Here is an 18,722-nt window from a genome sequence, read left to right as displayed (position 1 = left end):
ATTAACCCAGCTGACCGTTACCCAGATGTTTAATCCGGCGCTTCACTTCTTCCTGCTTACCGGCGTTAAACGGACGCGCATCCGGGCTGCCGAGATAACCGCACACGCGGCGGGTGACTGACACGCGGGAAGGCTCGTGATTGCCGCATTTCGGGCAGGTGAATCCTTTGCTGGTGCATTCGAATTCGCCGGTATAGCCGCAGTCGTAACATTCATCAATTGGCGTGTTGGTGCCGTAATACGGTACGCGGGTATAACTGTAATCCCACACGTCTTCCAGCGCTTTCAGGTTGTGCTGCAGGTTCGGGTATTCGCCATAGCAGATGAAACCGCCGTTGCTCAGTGGCGGATAAGGTGCTTCGAAGTCGAGTTTTTCGTACGGATTCACTTTCTTCTCGACGTCCAGATGGAAGCTGTTGGTGTAATACCCTTTGTCGGTGACACCCGCCACCAGGCCAAATTCGGCTTTATCCAGACGGCAGAAGCGGTCACACAGGTTTTCGCTCGGCGTGCTGTACAGGCTGAAACCGTAGCCCGTTTCGTCTTTCCAGCTTTCGGTTGCCGCTTTCAGACGGGCCACAATCGCCTCGGCTTTTTCACGCAACTGACTGGCGTCGAACACGTGGGTCTGATTGCCGAACAGTGCGTTAATGGTTTCATGCACGCCAATGTATCCGAGCGAAATCGATGCACGGCCGTTTTTGAAAATGCCGGAAATATCGTCGTCGGCTTTCAGGCGTACGCCGCACGCCCCTTCCATATACAGAATCGGCGCAACGCGCGCTTTGATGCCTTCGAGGCGCGCAATGCGGGTCATCAGCGCTTTCTTCGCCAGCAGCAAACGTTCATCGAGCAGTGTCCAGAACGCCGCTTCGTCGTGGTTTGCTTCCAGCGCGATGCGCGGCAGGTTCAGGCTGATCACGCCGATATTATTGCGGCCTTCGTGGATCATCTCGCCGTTTTCTTCATACACGCCCAGGAAACTGCGGCAGCCCATCGGCGTTTTGAACGACCCCGTGACTTTTACCACCTGATCATAATTGAGGATGTCCGGGTACATACGCTTGCTGGCGCATTCCAGTGCCAGTTGCTTGATATCGTAGTTGGCGTCACCGGCTTTGTGATTGAGGCCGTCGCGGATGGCAAATACCAGTTTCGGGAACACGGCAGTTTTACGATTTTTGCCCAGACCCGCAATGCGGTTACGCAGGATTGATTGCTGGATCAGACGCGATTCCCACGACGTGCCAAGGCCAAAACCAAAGGTGACGAACGGCGTCTGGCCGTTGGCGGTGTGCAGCGTGTTGACTTCATATTCCAGCGACTGGAAGGCGTCATAACACTCTTTTTCGGTGCGGCTGTGAGCAAAGCCCTCTGCATCCGCAATCTGCCACTCTTCGGCAGTCTGACGATGTTTATTGAAGCTGGCGGTGACGAACGGTGCCAGAACTTCATCAATACGGTTAATGGTCGTGCCGCCGTAAATATGGCTGGCGACCTGCGCGATAATCTGCGCGGTGACGGCCGTCGCGGTGGAAATGGACTTTGGCGTGTCAATTTCCGCATTACCCATTTTGAAACCGTGATTCAGCATGCCTTTCAGGTCGATCAGCATGCAGTTAAACATCGGGAAGAACGGGGAATAATCGAGATCATGATAGTGAATTTCGCCACGCTCATGCGCCAGTACAACATCACGCGGTAAAATATGCTGTTTGGCGTAATGCTTGGCGACAATACCGGCCAGCAGATCACGCTGTGTCGGGATCACTTTGCTGTCTTTGTTGGCGTTTTCGTTGAGCAACGCCATATTGCTTTGTTCAACCAGACCACGGATTTCCTGATTCAGGCGGCCACGCATTTCGCGTTTCACATCGCGGTCATGGCGGTATTCGATATACGCGCGTGCCAGCTTTTTATGCGGACCTGCCATCAGCTGATTTTCGACCGCATCCTGAATATCGTGGATATCAACACGAGCCTGATCTTGCAGACTTTCCGCCACCACCCGCGCAACCTGCGCGCAATAATCCACGCTGTCGATACCGGCGGCGGCGGCGGCGCGTTGCACCGCTTGTTTAATCAGAACTTCATCGAAAGGGACCTGACAACCATCCCGCTTGATCACGATGGGCTGCATTTTTGTGGATTTTGCGGGTACGGTTTCCAATCTGTCTGCCTTCACAATGACACTCCTATTGGGCGGATCCCGCGCCCCACAAGGCTTACAGGCCGGTTGTGTGGTTTTTGCAGGAAACCGCTATATCTTGGGTTGGGTGTGTACTATACACACTACATGTAGCATTCACGCGAGTGATAATTCTCGTTTTATTGACCTGAAACAAAGAATTTTTTTGGCGGAAGAATTGGTGACCAACTGTAAGTTCTGGCCTGAATTTTGCGTGTTGTTTTATAAGGAGATGCATAAAAAATAAACGGGCCAGACACGAGTGTGACTGACCCGACAGAACAGAAATTTCAGATTATTCGGTGAGTTGCCAGAGGCATTCGTAAGGACGAAGCATGCCGGAAGCAGCCGGTGTGTCGTAATTACTCAGCAGCGTACTGCCGGTGAATTCCGGCAAGGTGAACGCCTGATCCTGTGCGCTCAGGTTTGCCATCACCCGCAAGGTTTTGGTTGCTGACTGACGGGTATAGCACCACAACTGCGGATGTTCCGGCAGCAAATCCTGATAATCGCCATCGGTCAGTACCGGCAGCGTTTTGCGCAGTCGGATCAGTTGCTGATAGAGATAAAAAACGGAGTCTTTATCCGCCAGCGCCTGTTCGGTATTGATATCCTGCGCGTTGTGGCTGACGGAAATCCACGGCGTGCCGGTGGTAAATCCGGCCTGCTCCCCGGCATTCCATTGCATGGGCGTGCGCGAGTTATCCCGTGATTTCTTCGCCAGAATGCGCAACAGTTCTTCGTTGCTGCGCCCGTCGGATTTCAGTTCGGCAAACATATTCAGACTTTCCACATCGCGATACTGTTCCAGATGCTTAAAGCCAGGATTAGTCATGCCGATTTCTTCACCCTGATAGATGTACGGCGTGCCCTGCAGACCGTGCAGCACCATCGCCAGCATTTTGGCAGACGTATTGCGCAGTGCGCCTTCATCACCAAAGCGCGACACAATGCGCGGCTGATCGTGATTACACCAGAACAGCGCGTTCCACGCATGCCCGTGCATTCCCTGCTGCCATTCGCGAAAAATCTCCTTGAGCTGGACGAAATCCGGTGGCGCATCCGTCCATTTTTCGCCGTTGGGATAATCGACTTTCAGGTGATGGAAGTTAAACGTCATCGACAGTTCACTGCCGTCATTGGCAGCGTAGCGGCGGCAATGTTCCAGTTTGGTGGAAGACATCTCGCCGACCGTCATCAGCCCGAGCGGTTTGAACACATCGCGGCTGAATTCCTGCAGGAACTCATGAATGCGCGGCCCGTCGGTATAAAAACGGCGACCATCACCGGTATCGTCGGACGGGAAGTCCTGCTGTTTTGATACCAGATTAATCACATCCAGCCGCAGACCGTCGACGCCTTTATCCGCCCAGAACTGGCAGACTTTTTTCAGCGCCTCGCGCACCGGCGGGTATTCCCAGTTGAGATCGGCCTGCTCGGTGGCGAACAGATGCAGATAATACTGGCCGCTGGTTTCATGCCACTGCCAGGCACCGCCACCGAATTTAGAACGCCAGTTATTCGGCGGGCCGCCTTCGGCTGCGCTGTCACGCCAGATATAAAACGGGCGGAATGGACTGCCCGGATCCTGCGACTGGCGGAACCATTCGTGGTGCGTCGAGGTATGATTAAACACCATGTCCATCACGATGCGGATCCCGCGCTGATGCGCCTCAGCGGTCAGCCGCTCGAAGTCTTCCAGCGTACCGTAAGCCGGGTCGATCTCGCAGTAATCCGCCACGTCGTAGCCGTTATCAATCTGCGGAGAGAGGTACATCGGTGTCAGCCACAGGGCATCGACGCCCAGTGTTTTCAGGTAATCCAGACGCTGCGTGATGCCGTTGATATCACCGGTGCCGCTGCCCGTAGTGTCCTGAAAACTCTTTGGGTAAATCTGGTAAATCACGCCGTTTTTCCACCACGGCAATTCGCTGTTCATTCCATTTTCCTTACTGAATGTTTTATACCACTGCCAGTTCGCCACGGCGGGCTTTGCGCTGATAAACCAGCACGGTCAGAATAATCGGCACCACAATCGCTACCAGCATGGCCAGCGCGTAGATGCTCCAGAACTGCGGTTTGATGGACAGAATGCCCGGCAATCCGCCGACGCCGATGCCGTTAGCCGTGACGTGGAACAGGCCGCAAATCAGGCCGGCAAACGCCGAGCCGATCATCGCGCACAGCATCGGGAAGCGGTATTTCAGGTTGATCCCGTACATCGCCGGTTCGGTCACGCCGAGGAAGGCAGAAATCGCCGCAGGCACGGAAATTTCGCGCTCGTTATGTTTACGGCTGACGATAATCACACCGACGACCGCGGCTGCCTGGGCAATGTTAGACAGGGCGATCAGCGGCCAGACTGGCGTTCCGCCGGTGCTTTGTACCATCTGCATATCGATGGCGAGCGTTGTCTGATGCACGCCGGTAATGACCAGCGGCGCATAGAGGAAACCAAACAGTGCGGCACCGATTGGCGCGAGGCTGCCGGTCATGATGAATTTCACTGCGAAGGCGACGCCGTCACCAATCATGCGGCCAAACGGCCCGATCAGCGTGTGCGCCAGGAACACGGCAATAATCAGTGAGCTGACCGGCACAATCACCAGATACAGATAATTAGGGATGATGCGTTTCAGGCCATTTTCGATAACCGCCAGCGCCATACCGGCGAGAACTGAAGGGATAACCTGCGCCTGATAACCGACTTTTTCGATGGTGAACCAGCCGAAATTCCACACTTCAGGAATTTGTTGCCCGAGGTTGTAGGAGTTCATTAACTGCGGCGACACCAGCGTGATACCGAGCACGATACCGAGGATTTCAGTGCCACCCATTTTTCTGACCGTTGACCAGCAGACCGCCACCGGCAGGAACATAAATACCGCTTCGCCGAGCAGCCACAGGAAATCGTAAATCGACTGCCACAGCGGATGCATCTGCGCCAGCGTCTGGCCGCCGCTCATCGGGATTTCACCGATAACGTTACGGAAACCGAGAATCAAACCGCCGCTGATCAGCGCCGGTAACAGCGGGAAGAAGATTTCTGCGAAGTGAGAAATGCTGCGCTCAAACCAGCTCATATTCTGGCGGGCGGCGACTTTTGCCTGTTCTTTTCCGGCCGCGCTCTTACCGGTGCTGGCGATCAGGACTTTATAGTAATCATCCACTTCCGGCCCGATAACGACCTGGAACTGACCGGCGTTGGTAAAGCAGCCTTTTACCATCGGCAGGGCTTCGAGGCCTTTGGGATCGGCTTTGGACGGATCATTGAGGACAAAACGAAGACGCGTAATGCAGTGAGTCACCATCGCGATATTGTCGCTGCCGCCGACGAGGGCGATCAGCTGATCAACATCCTGTTGCTTAACTTTGCTCATGGGAAGTGGCCTGTGATTTTGCGTAAGTGTGTAGGGTACGGTTCAAGCATAGCGAAGGTGATGGGAACTTGTCAGGGAACGTTCCCAGTTTTGCCGGAACGATCACAAAGTTTCTGCTTTTTAGAAAAGCACAGAACAGAAAAGCGGGGACTCAGAAAGCAAGCTTGCCGGGGATAATCCGCTGCTGCAAGGCCGCAGAACCGCTGAGTTGCGCCAGCAGTTGCTTCGCCGCCGCCTCACCGCCTTCGCCATAACCGAGTTCAACTGAAAGAGATTCAGGGAAGAGGAAACGCAGCAGCGGGTTATTACCGATACCGCACACCTGAATGTCACGGATTTGCTGCTGTTGCAGGTATTTTTGCGCACCGATGGCGATGGTATCGGAGGCACAAATTACCGCCTGCACGTCGTTTTTCAGTAATTGCGGGATCAGCTCAAAACCGCTCTGATAGGTGAGTTCACCCAGCGCAATGTGCGGTATCAGCCCGTTTTCCTGACAAAATGCCCGGTAGGCTTCGCTGCGGCGCTGGCCTGTCGTGGTGTCCTGCGGGGAAACGCCAATAAAGCCGATGTTACGCAGGTTCTGTTTCATCAGCTTTTGCATCAGCAACTGCACCGCGCCTGCATCGTCATAACAAACAGAAGACAGCCCCGGTATATCCCGCGCCAGCATCACCAGTTTGTCCTGCCACGGTGTCAGTATCTGCGCCGATAAACCGGTAAAACCAAACAACACCACGCCGTCGATATTGCGCTGTTTCAGCACCTGTAAATGCTCTTTAACACGTTCGGCGCTGAACTGACTTTCCAGCACAATCGGGTCGTAACCTTGCTGATAAAACAGTGGCAGCATGGCGCGGACGGCCTGATTTTCGGACGGAGAGTCGAGGCGCGACACAATGATCGCCACGATTTTATCGCTGAACCCGCGCATCGCCCGCGCTGATTTCGACGGGCTGAAATGTTCCTGCTCAATCACCTGCAGAACCCGTTCGCGGGTTTGCGGGCTGACATTGCCTTCATTGTTCAGCACGCGGGAAACCGTGGATTTACCGACGCCGCTCAGGCGCGCAATGTCATTTATGGTCAGGCGATTTTGCATAGTTATTTTGTATGGTTAAGTTTGATCAGGTTTAAGTTCGGTTGCAGTAAACAGGTCTATAATCCGCGGAAAATACGCCTGAGGCGTAGTTAACAGCTCTACCCTAACGGATTTTTATACCCGATGCGTATGAATTTCCAGACCGTTCCTTACCGGAGGTGAAAACCCATGGAACCCGACCCCAATTCTGTAGGTCCGTTGTGATCCGGTAAGCACCCGCTTTTTGCTGCTGCTTACCGTGACGTTAAAAGTTATCAGGTAAGCGGTGGTGTACGTCTGTTCGTTCGCCCCTGTTTTGTTATAACCCTTTTGCCCGTCTGCGGTCATTTTCCCGTGGGCGCAATAAGGTGCGAATGATGTTCAAAGATTTCACTTCCCGGCTGCTTAGCGCGCTCAGCCGCAACTTACCGCGCCGTTTAGTCCGTCGCGATCCGATGCTGGAAAACGTTCCTGCCCGTGCGGCGCAGGCTATTCCTGCGGCAATGGCTGCGCATTGTCAGGCCTGTGCCCGTGCGACGGAAGATCAGTTGTATCTGCAATTTGCCAGTCATCCTGAAGGGCTGACCGCGCACGAGGCCGATGCTATCCGCGAAGTCTCAGGCCTTAATCAGACCGGCGACCAGCAGCCTGCGCCGTGGTGGCTGCACCTGTGGTACTGCTATCGCAATCCGTTCAACCTGTTGCTGACCGTGCTCGGCCTGGTGTCTTACGCGACCGACGATCTCACGGCGGCGCTGGTCATTGGCGCGATGGTGTTCATTTCCACCTTTATGCACTTCATTCAGGAAGCACGCTCCAACAAAGCCGCCGATGCGCTGAAAGCCATGGTCAGCAACACCGCCACGGTGCTGCGCAGTGATGCACAAAGCGGACGAAGTGAAACGGTGGAAATCCCCATCAGCCAGCTGGTGCCGGGTGACCTGATCAAGCTTTCTGCGGGGGATATGATCCCGGCAGATTTGCGCATTCTCTCGGCCAAAGATTTGTTTATCAGCCAGGCGGCGCTGACCGGTGAATCCCTGCCGGTGGAAAAACATGCCTGCGAGAAAAAACCGGTTGCAGTTGATCCGCTCGAACTGAACACGCTGTGTTTTATGGGCACCAACGTGGTCAGCGGCACGGCGATTGCGATGGTGATCGCCACCGGCGGCAAAACCTGGTTCGGTCAGCTGGCCGAACGCGTGGTGCAGGAAGATACTCAACCGAATGCCTTCCAGGCCGGTATCAGCAAAGTCAGCTGGCTGCTGATCCGCTTTATGATGGTGATGACGCCGGTGGTGCTGGTCATTAACGGCTACACCAAAGGCGACTGGTGGGAAGCCGCGCTGTTTGCGCTTTCAGTGGCGGTCGGGCTGACGCCTGAAATGCTGCCGATGATTGTCACCTCGACGCTGGCGAAAGGCGCGGTGAAACTTTCCCGCCAGAAAGTGATCGTCAAACGTCTGGACGCTATCCAGAACTTTGGCGCGATGGACATCCTCTGCACCGATAAAACGGGGACGCTGACGCAGGATAAAATCGTTCTCGAGCGTCACACTGACGTGCTGGGCGTGACCAGTGATGACGTACTGCATCTGGCGTGGCTGAACAGCCATTATCAGACCGGCCTGAAAAACCTGCTGGATGTTGCCGTGCTGGAAGCGGGCGATGCCGGTCCGGTACATAACTCGCTGAAAGTAGATGAAATTCCATTTGATTTCGACCGCCGGCGCATGTCAGTGGTCGTGGCAGAAAAAGACCAAAATCACCGCCTGATTTGCAAAGGTGCGCTGGAAGAAATGCTGTCGATTTGTACGCTGGTGCAGCTCAACGGTGAGATTGTGCCGCTGACCGATGTGCTGCTCGCACGCATCCGCCGCATTACTGACGACCTGAACCAGCAGGGCTTACGCGTGGTGGCTGTGGCGCATAAAGTGATGCCATCGCGCACACAGGGTTATGGCGTGACCGATGAATCCAGCCTGATCCTGGCCGGGTATATCGCATTCCTCGATCCGCCAAAAGAAAGCACCGCACCGGCGCTGGAAGCGTTACAGCGCAAAGGTGTCACCGTTAAAATTCTCACCGGCGATAACCCGCTGGTGGCGCGTAAAGTCTGCAAAGATGTCGGATTACATGCAGAAACGGTGCTGACCGGCAGCGATATCGATGCACTTGATGATGTACAGTTGCTGCACGTCGCCCGCAAAACCACGGTATTTGCCAAACTCACGCCGATGCACAAAGAACGCATTGTGCGCGTGCTGCGCGGCGAAGGGCATGTGGTTGGCTTTATGGGCGACGGCATTAATGATGCACCGGCGCTGCGCGCGGCAGATATCGGTATTTCCGTGGATTCTGCGGTAGATATCGCCAAAGAGGCGGCTGATATTATTCTGCTGGAAAAAAGCCTGATGGTGCTGGAGCAGGGCGTGACAGAAGGGCGCAGAACCTTTGCCAACATGCTGAAATACATAAAAATGACGGCCAGCTCTAACTTCGGTAACGTTTTCAGCGTGCTGGTGGCCAGCGCCTTCCTGCCGTTCCTGCCGATGTTGCCGCTGCATCTGCTGATTCAGAACCTGATTTACGATGTGTCACAGGTGGCGATCCCGTTTGATAACGTCGATGAAGAACAGCTGGCGAAACCACAGCGCTGGAACGCCGGAGATATTGGCCGTTTTATGGTGTTCTTCGGGCCTATCAGTTCCGTGTTCGACATCCTGACCTTCAGCCTGATGTGGTGGGTCTTTAAAGCCAATACGGTGGAAGCGCAGACGCTGTTCCAGTCCGGCTGGTTCATTGAAGGGCTGCTGTCGCAGACGCTGATTGTACATATGATCCGCACCCGAAAAGTGCCGTTTATTCAGAGCCGCGCCTCCTGGCCGCTGTGCATTATGACGCTGATGGTCGTGATCACCGGTATCGCGCTGATCTACTCGCCGGTTGCCGGATTCCTGCAATTGCAGGCGCTGCCGCTGAGCTATTTCCCATGGCTTATCGCCATCCTTGCGGGTTACATGGTGCTGACGCAGTGCGTGAAAGGCTGGTTCGTGCGTCGTTACGGCTGGCAGTAATCGTTTCCTGTGAATGATAAAGGCGGTGATTGTTAACTCAGTCACCGCCTTTTTTTATCCGGCAGCTATAGTTATTCCTTTAGATTCAGCGGGCTAAGAGGGCTCGCTTTTTACTCTGAGGAATTTCACCGATGTTATTGCCTTTCCGCCGTACTCTTCTGGCTTCATCCCTGTTTCTCACCGCTTCTGCTTTTGCCGCACCGGCCGGTAATTTACCGCTGATGCCGTGGCCGGATATCAAATTCTAATGCGAGGGATTTATTTTATATGTTTCGTTTAAAGAAATTCTAATAAGTGTGTATTTTACACAATAAGTGAACTTTCAAATAACAAAAATCAAGAACAAGTAATGTCAGGTTAGCCAGTAACGAGTGAGTAATGTGATTAAATGCTTGTTGGTGAAAAAGGGGTGAGGGAAGGCAATAGTATAGTAGGGCGTACAGACTGAAGTCGGTGTAATGAATTCCCATTCCTTGGCTACGCCATCACTCATAAGCATTTTTGTAAAACTTAGGTAGATGTATACGCCGTATGAATTAATATATCAAAACGAGTGATTCAGTATTAATTAGAGCCCGACTAAACTGGGCTTGCATTCAGAAAAATAATTGAGTTGGTGAGGAAGAAAATAAATGCCTAAAGACGGGGTGTTTTTTAAAGTCATCAAGATGATACTTACTGCAATTGAAAAAATAGTTGCTTTTATAATTTATTATTTATTTGAGTTCGCATTTGCACCGTTGATGATATTTGGGCCAATACTTTGCATTATGTACATCGAGCCGTGGCCGATGAAGTTTGTAGGTATAGGAGCTTGGCTAATATTTCTATACATCTTGTACAAAGTGATTGATAAAATCACAGGCAGAGACAAACGTAATAATTAACTTTATAAGGATATAACATGTCTATTCCAGCTTATTTATTTCTAACAGATGAAAATAATTCTCCGATTATCGGTGGCTCGTTGGTTTCTGGCCGCGTGGGTGCCATTGAGTTGAAATCGTTTGCTCACCACCTTTCTATACCCTGCTGCGGGCATACGGGGAGACTGACGGGTACACGCGTACATGAGCCCATCAACATTCAAAAAGAGTTCGATAAAGTCACCCCGTTGCTATACCGCGCTCTCACAAATAACCTGGTATTGAAATCTGCAACAATAAAGATGTATCAGATAGTGGATTCAGGCATGGAACATGAGTATTTCAATATTCTGTTAGAGAACGTGAAGATCACTGCGATCACTCCAACGCTCCATCCTGGCGGCACAACGGGAACGCATCTGGAAAACATTCAGCTACGTTATGAGGCGATTACCTGGAAGCACTGCGACGGTAATATCATACACAAAGAAAAATGGAATGAGAGGGCCACAGCGAAGCATTGCCTTCGGTCAGTTGGACGGGCTCGTAATCGGAGTGGGGGTATGCCGATGGAAATAAGCTTTGATAATCTTCATTGAAAATAAACAGGTAAAATAATGAATGGACGTAATATCCGCCCATTCATTATTCCTGATTAATGCTATGACTTTCGCGTATTGTTTAGATCGTTACGACGGTTCACCCAGGTGTTAATCAGTAAGGTGATGATCAGAATCGACGCGATCACGCCCAGCGAAATCCCCACCGGAATGTGGAACACGTCGAGCAGCAGCATTTTGATACCGATGAAAATCAGGATCACCGCCAGACCGTATTTCAGCATTGAGAAACGTTCCGCCACGCCCGCCAGCAGGAAGTACATCGCACGCAGGCCGAGGATCGCAAACAGGTTAGACGTCAGCACAATGAACGGGTCGGTGGTCACGGCGAAGATTGCCGGGATACTGTCGACCGCGAAAATCACGTCACTCAGCTCGACCATAATCAGCACCAGCAACAGCGGTGTGGCGAACAGAATACCGTTGCGGCGCACGAAGAATTTCTCGCCCTGCAAATCGTCGGTCATACGCATTTTACTGCGCAGCCAGCGGATCATCGGTTTCTCGCCCACTTCTCCGTCGTCATCTTTCGCCAGTGCCATCTTAATCCCGGTGAACAGCAGGAACGCGCCGAACACGTACAAAATCCAGCTGAATTGCCCCACCAGCCAGCTACCCGCGAAAATCATACCGGTACGCAGGACGATAGCGCCGAGCACGCCATAGACCAGCACGCGGCGTTGCAGGTTAGACGGAATAGAGAAGTAACTGAACAGAATCAACCAGACGAAGACGTTATCGACAGCCAGCGCTTTTTCCAGCAAATAGCCGGTCAGGAACATGGTGGCCTTGGCGTCGGCGACTTCACGGCCAAACTCGCCGTTGAGATACCACCAGAAGCCGAAGTTGAACAGCAGCGACAGGCCGATCCACACCAGCGACCACATTGCGGCACTTTTCATACTCATGGTTTGCGCGCCTTTGCGACCCTGCAACAGCAGGTCGAACGCGAGCATAATTATCACTACCACGGCAAAGGAGCCCCACAACATCGGGTTGCCTACGGAGTTCATCATTGCGATATCCTCAAAAAAACATCAAAAAAAAACGGCCAGCGTCGGAAGACGTTAGCCGCTCATTTTTGAGCTGTGAGCAACCTCGCCTTCCGGCAAGGTCTCACTTACAACCCGTTTCCCCTTCATCCTTCGAGCCGCAGGGTTGTTGGCTGCGTTCGCTCACCCGAATCACTGACCTGTGTCAGCTCATCGGGATTCGTTCGCTTGCCGCCTACCTGCAACTCGAATTATTCGGGTAAACATTAATTAGTGGGTTGCCCCGGTAACCGGGTGGCTGAGACGGCGCTGCGTGAGCGCGGGTCCAGACACCGTAATGACGATTATCCGGCGAAGAAGTTACTCCCCTTTGCACTTTGCAAATTAATGCAAAATGTGTCCAGTGTCAAACATTCAGAAACATTATAGTGCATTAACCCGCCAGCGCCTGACGTTTGCCGAGTGCGCCGACAAAGGCCAGCAGCAGCCCCTGACTGAGCGGTGTTTCACTAAGTTGTTGAGCCTGATGCGCAAAGTCCACTGAATCGTCTTCGGCGATGGAACCCAGCCACGACAAATACGTTTTCATCACCGCCAGACTGAATTCCGGATGGAACTGGGTGCTGACAGCATGGGGGCCATAACGCAGGATCTGATGCGGGTCATGCCGCGTTTTCGCCAGTACCGTCGCCGTCGCGGGCGGCGTAATGACGGTTTGCAGATGGATCAGGTTGGCCGCGAACTGTGCAGGAAGCTGTGACACCAGCGGATCAAGATGGCCGGCAGGCGTCAGCGTGACTTCATGGGTGCCCACTTCAATTCCTTGCGGATGATAATCCACCTCGCCGCCCAGCGCGTACGCCATCAGCTGATGGCCGTAGCAGGCACCGAACATCGGTAATTCCTGCAACATACCCAGACGTACCCAGTCCGCCGCTTCTTCACTCCATGCCAGACGTTCAGTCACCATGCTGCGCGAACCGGTAATGATCGCCCCGCAATAATTTTCAGGCGGCAGCGGGCGTTCACCCGCCTGCAAATCCACAATCACGACCTGCTGCGGATCGATATCCCCCTGGCGGATAAACATCTGCGGGAAGTTATCGTGCGCGCGACGGATAGGCTCCGGCGCGTGGCCGGTTTGTAAAATCAACAGCGGTTTCTGACTGGGTGCAATCATCTGTTACTCCCGATACTTACGGAACATTAAGGCTGATTATCGGCCGGAAACACCACACCGGTCTGACGACGGATTTCGGTCAGCACTTTGGCAGTGATGCGCGAGACTTCCAGCCCCGGGTGCGCGACAAACTGGCTATCGACCAGAATCGCAAAAGTTTCTGCTTCATACAGCATGGTGTTGATGTGCTGAGGTTGCGTCAGGTCCAGCTTCTGGCTGCCACGTGGCGTCAGGCTGAGCGTCTGGCATTCAGACAGTTTTTTCATCTGCAGGGTGCCGTCTTCGCCCTGAATTTCACTTGGCAGCAGGGAGTCGCTGATTTTGGAATGGTTGATCACCACTTCGAAATCATCGGCATAGGACAAAATCACCGTGCCCTGACCGTCGACGCCGCTGTCCAGTAATGTCGCCGTGGCTGTTACTGATTCCGGTTCACCAAACAGCGAAATGGCGCTGGCCAGACAGTAATAGCCGATATCCATGATTGAGCCGTTGGAAAACGCCGGGTTAAAGGTATTCGGGTTTTCACCGGCCAGATAGCGCGGATAACGTGAGGAATACTGGCAGTAATTCAGAATAGCTTTACGCAGTTTACCGATACGGTTCAGCGCGCCTTTCATGTGCAGGAAATTCGGCAGATAGGCGGTTTTAAACGCTTCGAACAGCACCACGTTATTTTCTTTCGCGCAGGCGATCAGGCTTTCGGCTTCTTGCAGATTAGACGCCAGCGGCTTCTCGCAAATCACGTGCTTTTTATGGCTGAGGAACAACAGCGATTGTGGGGCGTGTAATGAATTCGGGCTGGCAATATAGACGGCATCAATCAGGTCAGATGCGGCCATTGCTTCAAGGGAATCAAAATAATGTTCAACCGGATAATCCTCACCGAGCTTTTTAGCGCCTTCCAGCGTGCGGGAGTAAATCGCGGTTAACTTCATCTTACCGCTCTCGTGTGCGGCATCAATAAAACGCTGGGTGATCCAGTTGGTGCCGACGACTGCAAAGCGAATCATATGTATTCCCTATAGATAAGTGGACAATGAATTATTGGTATAACTTGCCGAATATTTCCAGATGCGTCAGGTACATGCGCGTATCAAATTCTAACTGATGATAGTCGGGCGTCATATGACAGCACAGGCTGTAGAAGGCTTTGTTGTGTTCTTTTTCTTTCAGGTGTGCGAGTTCGTGCACCACAATCATTTTCAGAAACGCTTCCGGCGCGCTTTTAAATACCGTCGCGACGCGGATTTCCGCTTTGGCTTTTAGCTTGCCGCCCTGAATGCGCGATATGGCGGTATGCAGCCCCAGCGCGTGTTTCATCACGTGGATTTTATTGTCATAAGCGACTTTGCTTAACGGCGATGAACTGCGCAAAAACTGGTTTTTCAGGTCCAGCGTATACTGATAAAGCGATTTGTCAGTGGTCAGCTCGTGCGGCTCGGGGTATCGCGTCAGCAACACTTTACCTAAACGTTCCTGTTCGATTAACTGGCGCACCTGAGCCTGAAGATTCTCGGGATAGCCTTGCAGATAGGTCAATTCAGGCATAACTGTTTGCTTTGTCTCTTATTGACGGGGAAAAGATGCCATACCGGTAAGCGGTGTTTTCGTCTCGATCGCACCAGTCCGGCAGATAAACCCCTTTTTAACTGAAAAAACGTTTTACTGATAGACCAAATTAAGGGATAAACAGCGCAAATTGAATAATAGAGGAGGGCCAATGAGCCAATTCGAAACCGAAACAGGTGGTCAGTTATTGCAACTGCGTCTGGAACGTTATCCGCTGGAAGAAGCGGCAACGCAGTTACAGGCATGGGAAGCGGCGGATGAATATCTGCTGCAAAACCTGAACACCGACGCGCTCAACGGCCGTCCGCTGCTGATTTTCAACGATGCTTTTGGCACGCTGGCCTGCGCCTTGCAGCCGCACAACCCGACCAGCATTAATGACTCTTTCATGAGTCAGCTGGCGATGCGCCATAACCTGCGTCTTAACGGATTTGACGAAGACAGCGTGGCGGCGCAAAGCAGCCTGGTACCGTTGCCAATCAATCCGGGTCTGGTCATCATCAAAGTGCCAAAAACGCTGGCGCTGCTGGAACAACAACTGCTGGCGCTGCGTGAAGTGGTGATGCCGGACACACAGATTATCGCCGGCGCGAAAGCCCGTGATATCCACACCTCTACGTTGCAGTTGTTCGAGAAAATCCTCGGGCCAACCAAAACCAGCCTGGCATGGAAAAAAGCCCGTCTGATCCATTGTGAAGCGACTCTGCCAGCGCAAACCGCTGAGCCGGTGATTTCCGAATGGGCGCTGGATGACAGTGAATTCCGGATTTCCAACCACGCCAACGTGTTCTCACGCGGCGGTCTGGATATCGGCGCACGCTTCTTCATGCAGCATCTGCCGGAAGGTATCGAAGGGCGTATGGCAGATCTGGGCTGCGGTAACGGCGTGATTGGCATGACCGCTTTGGCGCTGAACCCGGATGCGGAAATGCTGTTCGTCGATGAATCTTATATGGCGGTAGAATCGAGCCGTATTAACGTCGAAAACAATTTGCCGCAAGATGTCAGCCGCTGTCATTTCGAAGTGAACAATATGCTGGCCGGTGTCGAGCGCGAAACCCTGCACGCCGTGCTGTGTAACCCGCCGTTCCATCAGGGCACTGTCGTCAGTGATGACACCGCGTGGCGCATGTTCTGCGACGCCAAACGCTGCCTGCAAACCGGCGGCGAACTGCGCATCGTTGGCAACCGCCATCTGGATTACTACCAGAAACTGCGCCGCCTGTTCGGCAACTGCACGACTATTGCCACCAACCAGAAATTCGTGATCCTGCGTGCGGTAAAAACTGCCTCGCATCACTAATCGCTGAATTGCTGATATGAAAAAGCCGCTCATCGCGGCTTTTTTTTGTCTGGCATTTTCTAATGTCGTTTTCTAAATTTTCAGCGCCAGCCGCGTGCCCTGATCGATAGCACGACGTGCATCAAGTTCGACCGCCACGTCTGCACCGCCGATCAGATGCACGATTTTTCCGGCATCCTGCAACGGCTGATACAGGGCGCGCTGCGGTTCCTGTCCGGCGCAGATAATCACGTTATCCACTTCCAGACACACCGGCTCGCCGTTCATGATCAGATGCAAACCCGCATCGTCGATGCGTTCGTAGCTGACGCCGCTTTGCATCTTCACGCCACGCTGCAGCAGGCTGGCGCGGTGGATCCAGCCGGTGGTTTTTCCCAGTCCTGCGCCGACTTTAGTGGTTTTGCGTTGCAGCAGAACGATCTCCCGCGCGGCCGGTTCTGGCTGAGGTCCCTGCGGTGCCAGACCGCCGCGATGCGTCAGGCTCTGGTCGATTCCCCATTCGTGGCTGAAGGCCTGAGTACTCAGGCTTGATGACACGCCTTTATGCACCAGATATTCAGCCGTATCAAAACCGATACCGCCCGCGCCAATAATGGCGACACGCTGGCCGACCGGTTTTTTATCGCGCAACACGTCGAGATAGGTCAGTACGCCCGGGTGATCAATGCCTGGAATATCCGGCAGACGTGGCGAAATACCGCAGGCGAGGATCACTTCGTCATAACCCGTTAACTGGCTGGCGGTGACGGTTTCACCCAGACGCAGCGTCACGCCCAGTAATGTCAGCTGGCGCGAGTAATAGCGCAGCGTCTGATAAAACTCTTCTTTGCCGGGGATCTGTTTGGCGACATTAAACTGTCCGCCGATTTCATTGTGTGCATCAAATAATGTGACGTGATGCCCGCGGCTGGCGGCGGTAGTGGCAAAGGCCAGTCCGGCCGGCCCCGAACCGACCACGGCCAGACGTTTGGTGATTTCCGCACGGGTCAGGGGTAACTGCGTTTCACGGCAGGCGCGGGGATTCACCAGACAGGAAGTGACTTCACCGGCGAATATCTGATCCAGACAGGCCTGATTACAGCCGATGCAGGTATTGATTTCGTCAGCACGACCTTGTGCGGCTTTTTCGACAAACGCCGGATCGGCGAGGAACGGGCGTGCCATCGACACCATATCCGCACAACCTTCGGCGAGAATTTTCTCCGCCACGTCAGGGTCGTTAATGCGGTTGGTGGTGATCAGCGGAATACCCACTTTGCCCATCAGTTTTTGCGTCACCCAACTGAACGCCGCGCGGGGAACCATCGTGGCGATAGTCGGAATGCGCGCTTCATGCCAGCCGATGCCGGTGTTGATAATGCTCGCGCCAGCCTGCTCGATGTGCTGCGCCAGAGTTTCGACTTCCTGCCAGTCCGAGCCTTCCTCGACCAGATCCAGCATGGATAAGCGATAAATAATGATGAACTCCCGGCCACAGGTTTCGCGAACGCGGCGTACGGCTTCGGTGGCAAACCGCATGCGGTTATTGGCGGAACCGCCCCAGCGGTCCGTGCGCTGATTGGTGCGCGCGGTGAGGAACTGGTTTATCAGATAACCTTCGGAGCCCATGATTTCCACACCGTCATAGCCGGACTCCTTCGCGAGTTGCGCACAGCGGGCAAAATCTGACAGCGTTGATTCGATTTCCTCTTCGCTCAGGGCGTGAGGTGTAAATCGGTTGATCGGTGCCTGAAGTGCTGAAGGCGCAACGGGGTGGGGCTGATAACTGTAACGGCCAGCATGAAGAATTTGCAGCGCAATTTTGCCGCCAGCGGCATGTACGGCGTCAGTCACCACGCGATGATGGGTGATATGTTCCTGTTCGGCGAGTACCGAACCTCCCTGATACACCACACCCTGTGCGTTGGGCGAAATGCCGCCGGTGACAATCAGCCCGACACCAGCGGCAGCGCGTTCGGCATAAAAGGCTGCCAGACGTTCAGGCCCGTCCTCCAGTTCTTCAAGTCCGGTGTGCATAGAACCCATCAGCACGCGATTTTTCAGTTGTGTAAAACCTAAATCCAGCGGCGCCAGCAGGTGCGGATAAAACAGCGAAGCGCGTTCAGTCATGGAATTCTCTTAAGTGGTCGGAGGAGATGAATTCAATTTAGCGGGTGGCAGAGCAATTGGAAAGTCAGCGTGCAATGACTGTGATATGTATCACTCCGGGGAATTGCCTGAGAGTTAATTAACTATTACGCATATTATTAATCGGCAAACATTAAATTTGGTGGATTAATTTTGCGGGAGTCTGGCCGTCTGATGTAACGGATAAAACATTATTTCTTTGTTTTTACACAATATTGATTCGTTGCAGGTTGTTTATTTTAAACAATTTTTTATTACGTTTATGCGCTTAGGATTATTTTTATAAAACAATCTCGAATCGATTCAGTTCAGGTTAGAGCTGGACTAGGCTGGAGC

11 protein-coding genes and 1 pseudogene are annotated in these 18,722 nt (G+C 53.2%); 3 read left to right on the top strand and 9 right to left on the bottom strand.

All coding sequences use genetic code 11. From position 1 onward, the window contains the following. Position 1: 1 nt before the first annotated feature. From nrdD to treR, 4 genes are all read right to left on the bottom strand, one after another. A complete protein-coding gene (gene nrdD / locus J1778_RS13430) occupies positions 2 to 2,140 on the bottom strand; it encodes an anaerobic ribonucleoside-triphosphate reductase (protein WP_217173699.1) in 2,139 nt (712 codons plus the stop codon). Between the two features lie 343 nt (positions 2,141 to 2,483). After that, positions 2,484 to 4,127 carry an alpha,alpha-phosphotrehalase gene (gene treC, locus J1778_RS13425; RefSeq protein ID WP_217173596.1) on the bottom strand — a complete coding sequence of 548 codons (1,644 nt, stop codon included), beginning with the start codon at positions 4,125 to 4,127 and terminating at the stop codon, positions 2,484 to 2,486. A 22-nt stretch (positions 4,128 to 4,149) separates the two neighbouring features. Beyond that, positions 4,150 to 5,568, bottom strand: coding sequence for a PTS trehalose transporter subunit IIBC (gene treB, locus J1778_RS13420; RefSeq protein WP_217173595.1), 1,419 nt, complete (start codon positions 5,566 to 5,568; stop codon positions 4,150 to 4,152). Positions 5,569 to 5,719: 151 nt separating this feature from the next. Continuing rightward, positions 5,720 to 6,670: a trehalose operon repressor TreR gene (gene treR / locus J1778_RS13415; RefSeq protein WP_217173594.1), complete on the bottom strand. Its 951-nt coding sequence runs from the start codon at positions 6,668 to 6,670 to the stop codon at positions 5,720 to 5,722. A 353-nt stretch (positions 6,671 to 7,023) separates the two neighbouring features. Here treR and mgtA point away from each other — a divergent pair, with 353 nt between their 5' ends. Together mgtA and J1778_RS13405 are read left to right on the top strand one after the other, a co-directional pair. After that, positions 7,024 to 9,726, top strand: coding sequence for a magnesium-translocating P-type ATPase (gene mgtA / locus J1778_RS13410; protein WP_217173593.1), 2,703 nt, complete (start codon positions 7,024 to 7,026; stop codon positions 9,724 to 9,726). Between the two features lie 904 nt (positions 9,727 to 10,630). After that, positions 10,631 to 11,107: pseudogene (locus J1778_RS13405) on the top strand (Hcp family type VI secretion system effector); the annotation flags it as partial. 146 nt (positions 11,108 to 11,253) lie between these two features. Here the strand turns inward: J1778_RS13405 and J1778_RS13400 are convergent. The 4 genes from J1778_RS13400 to J1778_RS13385 all read right to left on the bottom strand — a co-directional run bounded on the left by J1778_RS13400 (position 11,254) and on the right by J1778_RS13385 (position 14,935). Then, positions 11,254 to 12,225 carry a TerC family protein gene (locus J1778_RS13400; protein ID WP_217173698.1) on the bottom strand — a complete coding sequence of 324 codons (972 nt, stop codon included), beginning with the start codon at positions 12,223 to 12,225 and terminating at the stop codon, positions 11,254 to 11,256. A 412-nt stretch (positions 12,226 to 12,637) separates the two neighbouring features. Then, a complete protein-coding gene (locus J1778_RS13395; RefSeq protein WP_217173591.1) occupies positions 12,638 to 13,384 on the bottom strand; it encodes a glutamine amidotransferase in 747 nt (248 codons plus the stop codon). Between the two features lie 26 nt (positions 13,385 to 13,410). After that, positions 13,411 to 14,397 carry a Gfo/Idh/MocA family protein gene (locus J1778_RS13390; RefSeq protein ID WP_217173590.1) on the bottom strand — a complete coding sequence of 329 codons (987 nt, stop codon included), beginning with the start codon at positions 14,395 to 14,397 and terminating at the stop codon, positions 13,411 to 13,413. Between the two features lie 31 nt (positions 14,398 to 14,428). Continuing rightward, on the bottom strand, positions 14,429 to 14,935 hold the full coding sequence (locus J1778_RS13385) for a M48 metallopeptidase family protein (RefSeq protein ID WP_112286754.1): 507 nt from the start codon (positions 14,933 to 14,935) through the stop codon (positions 14,429 to 14,431). A 172-nt stretch (positions 14,936 to 15,107) separates the two neighbouring features. Between J1778_RS13385 and rlmG the strand changes: the two genes are divergently transcribed. Further along, complete coding sequence (gene rlmG, locus J1778_RS13380; protein WP_217173589.1) at positions 15,108 to 16,259, top strand: 23S rRNA (guanine(1835)-N(2))-methyltransferase RlmG; 1,152 nt, start codon at positions 15,108 to 15,110, stop codon at positions 16,257 to 16,259. A 72-nt stretch (positions 16,260 to 16,331) separates the two neighbouring features. On the opposite strand, the gene J1778_RS13375 is transcribed toward rlmG, so the two are convergent. Next, on the bottom strand, positions 16,332 to 18,368 hold the full coding sequence (locus J1778_RS13375) for an NADPH-dependent 2,4-dienoyl-CoA reductase (protein WP_274388759.1): 2,037 nt from the start codon (positions 18,366 to 18,368) through the stop codon (positions 16,332 to 16,334). Between the last annotated feature and the right edge of the window lie 354 nt (positions 18,369 to 18,722).

Source organism: Rahnella bonaserana (assembly GCF_019049675.1).
Classification (GTDB): domain Bacteria; phylum Pseudomonadota; class Gammaproteobacteria; order Enterobacterales; family Enterobacteriaceae; genus Rahnella; species Rahnella bonaserana.
This window is presented reverse-complemented; position numbering and strand designations above follow the sequence as displayed.

What these genes read in the sequence shown, in the direction of transcription:
- nrdD (WP_217173699.1), bottom strand. Translation starts at nt 2,140, where the DNA reads ATGCAGCCCATCGTGATCAAGCGGGATGGTTGTCAGGTCCCTTTCGAT.
- treC (WP_217173596.1), bottom strand. Translation starts at nt 4,127, where the DNA reads ATGAACAGCGAATTGCCGTGGTGGAAAAACGGCGTGATTTACCAGATT.
- treB (WP_217173595.1), bottom strand. Translation starts at nt 5,568, where the DNA reads ATGAGCAAAGTTAAGCAACAGGATGTTGATCAGCTGATCGCCCTCGTC.
- treR (WP_217173594.1), bottom strand. Translation starts at nt 6,670, where the DNA reads ATGCAAAATCGCCTGACCATAAATGACATTGCGCGCCTGAGCGGCGTC.
- mgtA (WP_217173593.1), top strand. Translation starts at nt 7,024, where the DNA reads ATGATGTTCAAAGATTTCACTTCCCGGCTGCTTAGCGCGCTCAGCCGC.
- J1778_RS13400 (WP_217173698.1), bottom strand. Translation starts at nt 12,225, where the DNA reads ATGAACTCCGTAGGCAACCCGATGTTGTGGGGCTCCTTTGCCGTGGTA.
- J1778_RS13395 (WP_217173591.1), bottom strand. Translation starts at nt 13,384, where the DNA reads ATGATTGCACCCAGTCAGAAACCGCTGTTGATTTTACAAACCGGCCAC.
- J1778_RS13390 (WP_217173590.1), bottom strand. Translation starts at nt 14,397, where the DNA reads ATGATTCGCTTTGCAGTCGTCGGCACCAACTGGATCACCCAGCGTTTT.
- J1778_RS13385 (WP_112286754.1), bottom strand. Translation starts at nt 14,935, where the DNA reads ATGCCTGAATTGACCTATCTGCAAGGCTATCCCGAGAATCTTCAGGCT.
- rlmG (WP_217173589.1), top strand. Translation starts at nt 15,108, where the DNA reads ATGAGCCAATTCGAAACCGAAACAGGTGGTCAGTTATTGCAACTGCGT.
- J1778_RS13375 (WP_274388759.1), bottom strand. Translation starts at nt 18,368, where the DNA reads ATGACTGAACGCGCTTCGCTGTTTTATCCGCACCTGCTGGCGCCGCTG.